Here is a 13,002-nt window from a genome sequence, read left to right on the forward strand (position 1 = left end):
CTACCCCTGGTACTGCAGTCAAAGCACATCCCCTCAGAATATCTAGAAAATAATAAAAATACGAAAAGAAATATAGCTTTATTCAAAATAATATCTTTTTATCAAAAATAAGTTTGAAATTTGCATTGCGTTGAACACGACTATTTGTATTAGCGTTAACGACATTTGTGATAAGTCCTACCGTCTCTGAATTGCCTCCCTGATCGGCTACTTCCGCCAAAGCATTGTTCACCCAAAAAAATGCGGCGGATCGAGCAGCGTATTTCATGTCAGTCAAAATATCAGGATTTTCTAGGAAGCTAACAACGTCACTTGGCCAACGATGCTGGTGGACTACATGCCAACGCGAGAACTTCCCGTACCCATCTCGTCCCGTCACATGCTTCAAACCCCGCCCTCGGAACTTCCATCCATCTCCCGATTCCATTGAACCATTTCCTAAGTCGCTTCGATCTCCATAGGCACGATTTGCAATAGCAACAAAGTCTTGCTTGCTTACGGCCTTCCCGTCTGCTTTGTAAGGGCGCACGGCGCCATATCCGTGCTTTCGCGCCTCTTCAGGATGACGCTCAAAGTTCCTAAACAACCGGATAAGTGCCGATGAGGCATAAATAAACCGCTCTTCGACCTCAAGAGCCGTCCCAACCTCCTGGCGAATTTGCGCAAAGAAATGCGATCGTCTGAGCGGCGTATCAAGCTGGTAGAAATGGATATGCGCATTTAATTCGTCGCACACCGCTTGCAGATCAGGTACTTTCGCCAGCGGAAAAATCTGCTGCAACATCAGGGCCGTAAAACGGAATCCATAGGAGGCAAAATTCATGCACAAGCGTATGGGATGCACGTGATACACCGTGAGAGATAGCCGATCACCAAGTACAGATTCACATGCCTCCCATATACGCAACTTCTCGATGCGCGCTTTTTCGGTCTGCCAATATGGCAATCCGCCATTCATCAACGAGTCAATCGCATCCCACTTTTCCATTCCTCCACCCCACTCGGTCTCGTACCTCGTTATCAGGTGATTGATGCGATCGGCTTTCCAAGGTTCATTCACAGCAGTGAGGAGATCGGCCCCTTGCACCTCTCCTCTCGGCTGGCCTTCCGGCACAAGGATCTCATCCAGTTTTGCAATAAGGGCATCGGCTCTCGTGTCATTAAAACCCGCCACCAATGCGGATTGCTCTCGATCGGAAGCCGGGCCGCCTTGCAAATACAAGTGGCGCATGAAAAGGTCTTTGTTCGACAACCGACATGTAAGCATTTCAAATCCAGGCCACGCCCATCGGTTATGCAGCGAGACATGCGGCTGCCCCGATGCGCAGACGTAACCGTGCACGGTCTCCATCGCCGCATTACCGACATCAACCGGATACCAAGCGTTCCGGCCATCGTCGTATGCCGCGGCACCTCGCGACACATCCATAATGCGAGAATGACCAACAGTCCCCGCGATTTCTCCTGACAAGGAAAGCGGAAATTCGGACCATGCGTCCCTAGGCAGGGTATCGTTCCCCACGACACTGCGCAAAATCCAAAACGTTCTGCCTCGAAATTCAGTGCCACCCGCAGCCACCGTCACTTTGGTCCATATCCCCTTTCTTGGCGCATCCGATGTCACCGTTACCACCGTTCTGGCGGGCAACCGTAGTGTTGCCGCCATTGGCTTGTACAGACTTGCGCCGTTCTCAACCCATAGCTTCGTCCGCGGCTCGTTCGTCAGTATGGCGGCGCGCTGTCGGCTTCGATCGATAAACGCTCTGAGTTCGTCACCGGCAAACACCTCCACATGCACCAAAGCGTTCTTCGGAGTCGGTGGCAGCGCGGATGTGTGTTCGACATCCTGATATTCACCAGGATAGCCAACCAAGTCGCCGGCGCTGACTTTCATCGGCGTAGTTGGCAGGCAAACTTCACCGATATTACGCACATGTATCTTGCTCGCCAGTGCTTGCAAAGAAACAAGGCCGTGACGTGCTTCGGAGGCAACCACACCACCGGGGTCTAACGATGCAACCTCCCCGGACATAATCGTTTCGATTTTCCCAAGCCCCCTTTTCAGATCGTGCGATTGGATAATCGTAACGTGGCTTCCAAGTGGCAGTAAGCCGATTGGCACTCCCAATCCGCCTCTTTTATTTTTATGAACGTACACACCCATCAGCGGCTCGCCGGCTCCCGTTCCCCGCTGGCTACGCGTTGCTGCTTTCGGGGTAACCGTCCAGATCTCTACCGCGCCGTAGTAGTACGGCCAGACTTTCTTGTGCCGTTCCCTTCTATTCGCCTTGTAAACCGAGGCAGGCGCAAGATGCATGTACAAGCTGAAAAATATGATGGAATCCCCTTCCATTGTTGAAGCGGTATCCTTCATTACAGCCTTGGTGTCATCTGATGCAACCTCTCCCATGGTCGCCACAGCGCCTTTCGACATCGTTGTTTTGCCGTGTGTAGTCCCTCCAGGACTCGGTACCGGCGGTAGCGTCAGCTTATGCCTTATCAACGTAAAGCCCGTTGAATAAAGTGCGACGGCTTCTTCGGGATAGAGAAGTCGCTGGTAATCCTGGTCTATTTTATAGGCCACCACTTCGCCATCGGCGATGCATCTCACCCCTCCTGAAACGGCCCCATCCGCATCGACAGGTGCAAGATGCACTCCCCCGTGTAAAAAACCGTTGACGCCTAAAGGATAGGATCCACCATTCGATCGAATCGCTGCAAGATAGCGATCGATACCGACATCCTCGCCAGCGTCCTTCATCGAGACCGGGTAGCACCAGCCTTTAATCGATTGCATACCCGTTTTATCCACCACAGTCTTTTCCCTTCCCATCCACATTTCCCGCTTTCGACTCAGGCCTAACGCGGCATTACCTTTACTTTACGCCAGCGACTTTTCACTTCATGTGTTTCTCTATTGCATCACTGCGAAAACGTCGTTCTGCGTGGAACCGGCGTCCCTTCCGCCACCCGCCATTCCGGAAATACCGGGTCCATTCTCGTAGGCCCCGAGAAATCGTGGGCAGCACCCTTGACGTCCACCGCCCCAGGCGCATGAATCTGAATATTGCCATCGGCAATCTTGATATAAGCGCCGCCACTCATCAGCGTGATCCCTCCTTTGGCGGCAATCTCGATGGCGTCGGTCGCTGAGACCATTTTCAAGCGCTTCTGCGCGATAAACGCCATCGCATCCGATTGTGCCTGAATGCGCACCGTGCCCTTCCCCGCGAACAATTTAATGCCAGCGTTTTGCACGAAGACGCTCAGCGCTTCTTTCACCGATGCAATCAAGGAACGCCCCACCGCCAGCGACGTATCTTTTCCGCTCACCACATTGACGTTCTTGTCGGCTACCATATGTATGGATGCTTGCGATGCCAGCCCGATACCGCTCGGACTGGCCATAAGTAACATTGGCGCCTTGAACTGATTCGCCTCTCCCGTGCCGCCCGCCGCCGTATGACCGCCAGTTTGCATCACGCCGGTTTTCCGGTGCATGGTGGCTTCAGTAAACTGCTTCATCGACATACAACTTGCGCCAAGCCCGTTCGCTTGTGCATTTGTAGATGCTTTGGACAGAGCAGTCATTACACTTTCAGAAAGTGCCAATTGCGACACCGCATCGCTCGCGTCCATCGGCTCGGACTTTCTCGGATGCGTGCTGACATACAATCCCTGGCTTGCGCGTATTGCGCCATACGCACCAGAACTTAAATCAAACCCACTTCCGAGATAACGACCTCGCGCATTGCCGCTGTATCGAACCAGATAACCGAGGTGCAAGACCGTGCCTGCGGAACTACTGGCAAGTTGCACGCCATTTTGGCCCGTAGCGTCATCCATCACGAGTTGGTTATAGCCCCTGCCGCCATATTCTTTTGATTTGAATCCCGAAAGGATGCCGTTCGAATGCCATGCCGGTGTGTCGCTACCGTTATGCAGTCGCCCCATTACCACGGGTCGATCGCAATCGCCGTCCAACCACGACACGATGACTTCGTCACCGATACGCGGGCAATGCACTCCACCATAGCCGCTGCCGCTGTCAGACTGCATGACACGAATCCAGCACGATGCATTCTCATCGCCGTCGTTCAAGCGGTCCCAATGAAAGCGAACCTTGATGCGATTCAATGCATCGGTATAAACCTCTTGCCCCGCGGGCCCGACCACGATCGCGCTCTGTATCGTCACTCGCGGCTTTGCATGTTCAAACGGACTACGAAAAGGAACACTCCTGCGCTGCACCTCGATTTCAACCCTGTAGAAACCTTCGTTGTCATCGCCACTCGGCCGATTGGCGACCCCACGCGATGCCTTCAAAGCACCTGATGCCCCATGCCCCGATACCGCCGACGCCCCTACGCACGCTTGATGCGCCGCCCGGGTTTCATCAACGCGTCTCTTTAAGCTGAATGGATAATCGGCTGTCGCATGCGACGTCGGCACGTTGTTTTCAATTACCCAACGTGCCTCGATCACCGCAAATTGGCGCTCCGATGTACCGGAAGCGACGTGCACCGGATGGTTCTCCAGCGTGAACCACTGACCGGCATCGATACCTCGCGCCCCACCCGCTCCGTGAAAACGCTTCGCGCGCGACTCCCACTCCTCCACCCGTATTGCCGAAAGCGCGTTACCCCGTGCTTGCGCATCGTAGGTATAGGCGCCCGTGTACTCATACACTTCGGCTTGCTTCGGCAAAGCGCCTTGGTTCGCCATGGTCGGTGTATGCGTGCCTTTACCGAACGACATGGCGGCGGGCTGCTTGTAGTCGGATGTTCGCGTGCGCAGTTCGGTACTTTGCATCACGCGCGCGGCGCTCCAATGCGTCAGCGCATCCACTTCGCTTGCTCTATCGGCGCGGTAGAAACCAAGCGTCCGCCGAGGACTCTGGGGCAAGGCATACAGATCGTCGGTTATCACGAACATATGCGACCTGCCATCATCGGCCTGCTCGTAGAATCCGAACAGGCCTTCCTGTTCCAGGATTCGATGGACAAAATTCCAATCGTCCTCGTATTGGACGCAGAATGAACGCTTGGGCACATCACGTGACAGCATGAATTTAAATGCGCCTCGAGCTTGCGGATGCGCGTTGAACACATCGGTCAGGATGTCGTCCGCCGACTTATCCTGCCAAATACGGGCATCTTTCCGGAATTTCAGGAAATGAAGCCAGCTCGCAAACGCGATCTGATAAGTGGTCAGCGCCCCATCGGTCCCCAGGCGCCGAGCCGTATGCACATAGCCATGACGGGCTACATAGGATTGATCATGCTGCTGAATCCACAACGTCACTGGTTTTGCTATCAAGGTTTTGAGCGCCACGTCCGCGGCCGGCGACACCACATCGACGATAAACCCGTACTCCCGACCTATTTTGCTTTCGCCGATAGCGCGTACCGGTATCAGGTGGGAGGTGATCAAAGGCATGTCCAGCGTCAGCAAGCGCCCTTCTAGCGGAACCCCCATGCACCCCGCCGACCTACCTGATGTCTCCGCCACTCGGCCCCCCGTGAGACTTATCTGTACCATGCTCAATATTCATGCTGAAATAGAATATATCGAATGATGACTGCACTTATCGCATTACGCAAAATGCGACGATTTCTATTAATCGATCATTTAATAAAATTTGTATTATCAATATGCGGCGGTTCGTCGACTTATTCGATCACATCCCACAATGGTGTACGGGTCGTAACAGACGACGTCGTCCGAGAACGGCGGCACCGCCAGCAGATCGCGCGGAACATCGCACCGAACGAGTGGAATGCTCACTGATCACGGCTCGAATCGACTTGGTCATGTGGACGTGCGTCGCCGACGATAAAATCAAATGCTTCCGAAAACATTCCTATTTCAGGAAATATCCCGGCTTCTGCAGAGCCTATCGCCCTCGTGCTACGCTTCGATCATTGGCGTCTGAACCCGGCGCGACAGCGATCTATCGCGCCCTCTGCCCGGCCTTCCTTTTTCTATGCGCTAGGAGCAATACACGACATGGCACTTCGCTCATTAGGACAATCCGACATCCAAGTCTCGCCTATCGTATTCGGTGGCAACGTGTTCGGCTGGACGATCGATGAAGCAACATCATTCTCCATCCTCGATGCGCTCGCCGATACAGGCATCAACTTCATCGATACGGCGGACATGTATTCACAGTGGAAGCCAGGAAATGAGGGCGGGGAGTCCGAGACGATCCTGGGTAAGTGGTTCAAACAGCGTGGCAAACGCGACCAGTTCGTGCTGGCTACCAAGGTTGGCATCATGACGAGGCGCCCGGGTCTGTCGCGTACGAATATCATGCAGGCAATCGATGATTCTCTAAAGCGGCTGCAAACGGATTACGTTGATCTGTATTTTTCCCATCGTGACCTCCCGGATAGCGCACCGCTGGAAGAAACCCTTTCCGCATACGACGCCTTGATCAAGGCGGGCAAGGTACGTCTGATCGGGGCGTCGAATTATTCCGGGGCCCGTCTACGTGAAGCGGCCGCGATCAGCAAACGTGATGGCTTGCCGGCCTATACCGTCGTCCAGCCGGAATACAACCTATACGATCGATCGGCCTATGAAACCGACGTCGAACCTGCCGCGCAAGAACTGAAACTCGGTGTCGTAAACTATTATGCGCTGGCGAGCGGCTTTCTGACCGGCAAGTATCGAACAATGGAAGATGTGCAGAACGGGAAGCGTGGTGACAAGGTTCGCACGTTCATGAATGAACGCGGCTTGAAAATCCTGAAAGCGCTTGACGACGTGGCCGCCGCGCATGAAAAGCCGTTGTCGAGCATTGCACTTGCGTGGCAGATCGCTCGCCCCAGCATCACCGCGCCGATCGCCAGCGCCACCTCGTTGACACAATTGAAGGCGCTAGGCGATGCCATGCAAATTACGCTAACGCAGGAGCAAGTTGCCGCGATTGATAAAGCCAGCGCCTATTGAGCGTTTTTGCCGTTCGCGTTGTCGAGATCACGCGGCAAGCGGGCCGCCATCGCCATGACCAGGGACTGTGCGGCACACATAGGTGCCGCCAGTGACGAAGCAAAATCGGGATCGCCCGTGGGCACGATCACGTTGGCTAACGCATGCATCGTCAGCGGTGACAATACGCTGTCGGTGATAGCGAGTACCGGCACGCCTAGCCGTGCGCGCTCCCCTACCATGTCCACGATCTCCTTCGCATGCAATCGAAAACTGACAGCCACCAGTACATCGTCGGGACCGCTCAGTTGTGCAATCTCGGAAGCCAATCCAGCCCCCACGCTTACCAAGTGCACGGGGCGCCGTAGATGCAGCATGGCGTAATGCAAATACGCCGCGATGGGAAATGCTTGTAACTGCCCTGCGATAAAAATCGTCCGCGCATGCGCTAGCGTATCGGCGGCCAACGCCAGCGTCGACTCGGGTACAGACCATGCAAATTCACGCAGTGCCGCCATCTCATGCGCGACCAAATCCTGCACGGCACGTTGCAAAGTGCCTTGCGCTGCAACGGGCCGTCCTGCGTCGACCTTTGCATCCCACACGGTATTGCCGGGGCTTCCGAATGAATCGCGCAGCCGATCCAAGGCCATATCGTCAACAACGCCGCCCGCATCCGCATGTGGTCCTGCGTCTACGTCCGGACGCGACGCGTGCATGTGTTCGGCCCGTCCAGGCGCTTCTGCAACCAGGCGCGCCTGGAACACACGCTGCATTTCCGAGAACCCGGCGTAGCCAAACCCTTGCGCGAAACGCACCAGATTGGAAGACTGGACACCCATCGCTGCCGCCAACGTCTTCGACGACGATAACGCAATATCGTTTGGATACTGGATGACGAAGCGCGCGATGTCCCGCGCACGGCGACCCAGCGTGTCATGCCGGGCCGTGATCGCCTGGATCAGACGATCATAGCTATCCGGCCCCGCCACCGCGTGCTCCGGTTATCAACTGATAAGATGTCGTGTCTCGCACTGGATAAGGTCTTCCTGCATGCTCCCACTTCATGGGTTTTCAGGGCGCGCCGCGCCTTTCGCGGCCCAGCCCTCCTTGCCCAGCACCATCGTCGTGCTGAGACGTGCTTCTCCTGCGCCGTTCAAGGTGTTCTGCACCTCCGGAAATGCCGCGCCGAATGTGGGCGTCTTTGCCCATTCGGCAACCTGATTGACTTGATACGTGTAATGGACCACGGCTTCCTTGCGGCCATCCACCGTTGTCGGGCCATCCCAGTCGATCACCTTGTCTACTTCGATTTTCCCGTAACATAGGTCGCTGCGCTCCGTTTCGCGCTTACCGGTTGCCTGGACTTCGTCACCGACGATCTTACGTAACGCATCGCGCCCCGCAGTCGTCAGCGTGTAGCGACGAACCATTGCACGCCGGCCGGTCAGATGTCGATCAACGTACGCCAATTCGCCTGTCAGTACGTCAACGGAACTGACAAGTCCGGTCCGCTGCAATGCGGCCATCTCCGCTGCCGGACCGTCCGGCGTCGTGGGCTGCGCTTTCAAATCGCCTTCACTGATATCCACGGGGAAGCGGCCGACGTTGAGGCAGAGATCCCCGTCGACCTCGAGATAACGTCCCAGCGCAGTCGAGAAGTTGCTCGAGGAAGCGTCCTGTTTGCTGCTGCAGGCCGTCAAGACCCCAAGTGCGGCAAACATCGTCAAGGCCGCAACGCCGCGCCGGGAGCGGTGCGACACGTGATTGACGGGAACGATCGACGCAATCCGCGTTGATGGCAGATCCTGCTTGGTCTGGCTCGCTGCTCTCATGCAATGCATCCTTTGTATGTCCGGTATCCCCAGATAGTGTAAAGGATGCGGCCCGATAGGCCTACGCGGCACGCAGTCTAATCGCGTGGTGATCGAGCGCGGCATCGTGAAAGTCGCTCCGACGCCGATCATTTGATAGGGTTTACATCTCGAAAAAGTGCGATGTTTTCACGGCGCGATCAGGCGTTGACAACGTGAATGCGGCGCGCCTCTGGAGCACCATCGGCACGGGCAGGGGGATGGAGTTCGAATTCCAGCACCACTTGCCGCGACGGCAGCCGTGCCGCCACTTGGGCATCAACCAGGCTGGAAAGCTTGAAATACGCCGGCTTTGTCTCGGTAGCGGCAAGGATAGGCGTTTCAGGCAAGGCCGACCAATACGCAATAAAGCCGTATCCGTCCTCTATTGAAAAACGGTTACAGATACCTCGTACTTTCGCACCGTATTGGCCCCAACGAGCGCCAGGCGTCGGATTGTCTCGCAGCGGCAGCAAATTAGGCACCAGATAGCCATTGATGAACTGATCCGCGCCATCTCGCAATTCACGCGAAACATTATCGAACCCTAGCACCTCCACGCGGCAGCCCTTGCTCTGCAGCGCCCGTACCACGCGGATGAAGTCCCCATCGCCCGTGGCCAACAACACCGTATCGAGACGTTCGGACTCCGTCAATACATCAACGGCCATATCGAGATCAGCATTCGATTTTGTCGTCTCAACGCCTTCCTCGTCGCGGTAGTACTTCACAGGCTTCACCGTGACGCGAAAACCCTGGTCACGTAACGCCGCCTGATATGCCAGCGCCCGTGCCCCATATTCGGCAAATGTCTCGGCGCGGCGTTCATCAAACGCCAGATAGACATTCAAACGCTGCGCTTCCCCGTCGTCTCGGCAAGCAAGGGCACGCAACACGTCATAGCGCATGCCATGTCCGCCATTCATCCCAATATTGCTTGCATCGACGTAAACACCAATTCTACGAATCATTTTTTTCCACGTGTGGCAACCGGCCAGCCCTATTGTGCCTGCCACGTGTAGATTCGGGCAATCTCGATCACATCATCTGGTGCAGTTTCCGCCATTGGCACGATCGGGCATCGTTCAACATTGGATTTTCCGGCCGCCAGACTCGGCTGTAGTGCGACGTCTTCCAGGCAACCCGCATTCGCCTGGCAATATGGCGCCAGACGTTACCACACCGCATCGGCGGCAGGCGGATCCGCTGCCACAGGCGCGGCCACAGAAGGAACCGTCTGGCCCAAGGCCCGCGCGCAATCGGCAAAATCATCTTCGGTCATGACCCACAACGCCGGCGCGACGAGCTGCAGCGCTACCGACGGTGATAACGCGGTCTGCGGACGCACCCTGTCCCGCCACGCGCCATTCGTCATCATCATTCGGCACGCATACAGCACGTCGGCACAATCCAGCAATGGATGTGCCAAAACAAACTGGTCAATCCAGGCGCGTAAGGTGGTTTCCGCAGCACTATCCAGCGGGCAGGCGGCTCCTGGCCCCGGACGCGGCACCTCGCCCGGCGCAACAAGGTCAGCCCCGCGGTCCTCCGCATTGCCAACGCCGCACGGTGCGGCCTGGGTGGCGCACAGCGCCATCCAGCGCGTACGGGTCCAGACGGCAAATCGGCAATCGTCGGATAAGCCATCGTTATCATCTTGCGCTGATAAATCGTCCGGGCCATGCCGTAACGCTTTGCGGGAGGCGGTTTGCGTCAGGAAATCGATAACCGGCGATGCATCCGTTTCGATCTTCTTCAGTGCGTTGCGAACGCTTGCGCGAAGGGCAAGACGCGTGTCGCCGTTCGACGCCTCGGGCAGCGCGCCCAGTTCGTCAAGCAACGTGGTCAGCGCCCGTGCCGCGGCCGGATGATCGGCCGCCAAGCGGCGCCAGAAAGCGAGCGATCCGCCGCAACGGTCGGCGCTCGCGATCAGCCAGGCAAACGCCGCCTCCTCGAGCGTCCGCGACGGTATTCTCGGCGGCGATACATCAAGCAGCCAGATGGGCGCGATCGGGCCGTCTCGCAAAGTGCGCCTGACCCGCATAGGCAAGGGATTGTCGTACAAGCGGACCACGCACGCGGCCGGCAACCAGCGCATGGCGTCCGGCAAGGACGTCAGCATATTGTCTGACAAGTCGAATTCCCGCAAAAGCGGCAAGTTTCCGAGCGACGGTGCGACCCAACGCAAAAGACAGCCATCGGCGCGCAGAATCTCCAGGGCAGTTGCTTCGCCCAAGGCGTCCGGAAGGCATTCCAAATCATTCGCCGCCACATTGAGATGGGACAACGCGGATAAACGCGCGAGGGCATCGGGTAGCGTTGTGAGCTGATTGTGCGCCAAACTCAGGTGCCGCAACGAGACAAGACGACCGATATCGTCCGGAAGTACGCGTAAACGATTACCGTCCAGCAACAATTGCCGCAGATGGCCCTTGACGTGCTCTGATCCTCGCTTGCTGCCCGCAGAGCCGAACGCCACGCACGCGGCGTTTTCGTACAGGGCATCAACGCCGGCCAGTGCCTGCCGATCTATTGACCACAAACCCGTCGGCAATGTCGACAGACGCAAATTGCGCAGATCCAAGGTGGGCGCCCCGGATACCCTGCATGACGCGATCCGGAGTACCGCCTCTTCCCGTTGCTCATCCGCACCTTGATTGACATCAGTTGCCCATCGGATGACGTCATCCCAGGCAGCGCCTTCAACATTGCTTCCGCGGATGTTGGAAGACATGTCGACCGGTGCCGCCGCGTTGGCCTGGGATACACCAAAACGCCATGCCATTGCTCGAGCCGTTTTCCCTGCTTGCACACCGTTTTCATCGGAAGCATCCACGCCTCGATCCTCCTGACCGTTGTTGTCTTGCGTCATCGCCGTCACCATTCGCGCCAAGCGCCTTGCCATCTGGCCAAACCATCGTGATGTCATCGTAGTAGGCAACTGGCCCGCCCGTACAGCGGTCGCATGTAGGAACCGTCTGAACCTTGGAGACTCCGTTCGCATAGCCCCATACCGCTTCGGGCGTCCAACCTGATGCACGCAATGATTGCAATCTCAATCCTGAATGAAACGAAATACGTGTCATCCGCGCGAATTGCGGAACTGCCGTTTCGCTTTTTGTTACATAAAGTTAAGGAATGGCCCCATTCGCCAGGCAGGCCAGTAACGCGCGTTGCATTTGCGCGAGACCGGTGCTGTATTCGACGTCTTCGTCGCCTTGATTTACTACCGGTGTCCCCGTGAAACTTGCCATTGTGACCACCAGCCAGCGCTTCCAAGACGCTGTAACAACGTGCTTCACCGACGACACAACGATTGTCCCTTTTGCCGATGACAAGGCATTGATTCGAGCGTTGACGCGGGACATGTTCGAAGCCATCTTGATGGAGGCGAGTGACACCGCCGCGCTTCGGGAAAGTCGGCCGTTGTTCGTTTCGCGCCATTGCCAGTCGCGGCTGCAAGTTCCGTTGATCCTTGTCGGTCATTTCGCCAGTCGGGCGTCGCTGGATCTGGCGTTCTCGCTGGGTGCGGACGATATCGTACGGCTGCCTATCGATCAGGACGAGCTGTTCGTTCGGACCTCTCGCGCCATACAACGTGCACAGCAAGATCCGGTAACGGGCGAGACGCTGCGCCTTTCCGAGTATCGACTGGAAAAGCGTATTGGGGTTGTCGTTTTCAATGGGCAAACGGTGCAACTGACGCCGCGCGAATTTGCCATCGCATGGATGCTGTTTTCGCGTCCTGGGCAATATCTCAGCCGCAAACAGATTTCCATTGCCATTTGGGGCTGCGGAGAAGAGGTCGCGGGCCGTACGCTTGAACAACACATCTACAAACTGCGCAAGAAGCTGCTGCTGACCGGTGCGCACGGAGTCCGTCTTAGTACACAGTATGCTCATGGCTATCGTGTTGAAACGTTCGGTGCACTGGACCAGTCGTCCACGCCACCGACGACGGCTGATTGCTCAACGAGTAGCAGTGGCAATGCTGGTACGTCGGGTAACGCCATCGACCCGAACAGCGATGCCGCCAGCAATAAAGCGCGTTGCTACTCCGCGCAAGAAGACACAGACGATAAAGGCCCCCTGGCCCTGGACACGTGCGAGCATAGCCCGCTCGGCGCGATATAAGAACATCCACCAGAACCATCTCACCCGATGTCGACTTTTTGAAAAGTGACATAGTCACATCACATCTTCCCAACACCAA

General features: G+C 56.5%; 9 protein-coding genes. 2 read left to right on the plus strand and 7 right to left on the minus strand.

Annotation, left to right across the window (positions count from 1 at the left end; all coding sequences use genetic code 11):
• Positions 1-82: 82 nt before the first annotated feature.
• Together SJQ66_RS01545 and SJQ66_RS01550 are read right to left on the minus strand one after the other, a co-directional pair.
• Positions 83-2,833, minus strand: coding sequence for a glycoside hydrolase family 19 protein (locus SJQ66_RS01545; protein WP_320533784.1), 2,751 nt, complete (start codon positions 2,831-2,833; stop codon positions 83-85).
• Positions 2,834-2,922: 89 nt separating this feature from the next.
• A complete protein-coding gene (locus SJQ66_RS01550) occupies positions 2,923-5,478 on the minus strand; it encodes a type VI secretion system Vgr family protein (protein WP_320533785.1) in 2,556 nt (851 codons plus the stop codon).
• Between the two features lie 531 nt (positions 5,479-6,009).
• Here SJQ66_RS01550 and SJQ66_RS01555 point away from each other — a divergent pair.
• Positions 6,010-6,957, plus strand: coding sequence for an aldo/keto reductase (locus tag SJQ66_RS01555; RefSeq protein ID WP_024903676.1), 948 nt, complete (start codon positions 6,010-6,012; stop codon positions 6,955-6,957).
• On the opposite strand, the gene SJQ66_RS01560 is transcribed toward SJQ66_RS01555, so the two are convergent.
• The 5 genes from SJQ66_RS01560 to SJQ66_RS01580 form a co-directional block, all read right to left on the minus strand.
• Positions 6,951-7,928: a MurR/RpiR family transcriptional regulator gene (locus SJQ66_RS01560; protein WP_024903675.1), complete on the minus strand. Its 978-nt coding sequence runs from the start codon at positions 7,926-7,928 to the stop codon at positions 6,951-6,953. The two genes, SJQ66_RS01555 and SJQ66_RS01560, sit on opposite strands and share 7 nt — an antisense overlap.
• Positions 7,929-8,000: 72 nt before the next feature.
• A complete protein-coding gene (locus SJQ66_RS01565; protein ID WP_253464567.1) occupies positions 8,001-8,771 on the minus strand; it encodes an SEN1982 family lipoprotein in 771 nt (256 codons plus the stop codon).
• A gap of 179 nt (positions 8,772-8,950) precedes the next feature.
• Positions 8,951-9,760: a LabA-like NYN domain-containing protein gene (locus tag SJQ66_RS01570; protein WP_024903673.1), complete on the minus strand. Its 810-nt coding sequence runs from the start codon at positions 9,758-9,760 to the stop codon at positions 8,951-8,953.
• A 203-nt stretch (positions 9,761-9,963) separates the two neighbouring features.
• Positions 9,964-11,661: a leucine-rich repeat domain-containing protein gene (locus tag SJQ66_RS01575; protein WP_157685043.1), complete on the minus strand. Its 1,698-nt coding sequence runs from the start codon at positions 11,659-11,661 to the stop codon at positions 9,964-9,966.
• 259 nt (positions 11,662-11,920) lie between these two features.
• On the minus strand, positions 11,921-12,043 hold the full coding sequence (locus tag SJQ66_RS01580; protein ID WP_269083098.1) for a hypothetical protein: 123 nt from the start codon (positions 12,041-12,043) through the stop codon (positions 11,921-11,923).
• Between SJQ66_RS01580 and SJQ66_RS01585 the strand changes: the two genes are divergently transcribed.
• Positions 12,030-12,923 carry a response regulator transcription factor gene (locus SJQ66_RS01585; protein WP_157685041.1) on the plus strand — a complete coding sequence of 298 codons (894 nt, stop codon included), beginning with the start codon at positions 12,030-12,032 and terminating at the stop codon, positions 12,921-12,923. The genes SJQ66_RS01580 and SJQ66_RS01585 overlap by 14 nt on opposite strands.
• The last annotated feature ends 79 nt before the right edge of the window (positions 12,924-13,002 follow it).

This window comes from Robbsia andropogonis (assembly GCF_034047095.1).
In the GTDB taxonomy this organism is placed as follows: Bacteria; Pseudomonadota; Gammaproteobacteria; order Burkholderiales; family Burkholderiaceae; genus Robbsia; species Robbsia andropogonis.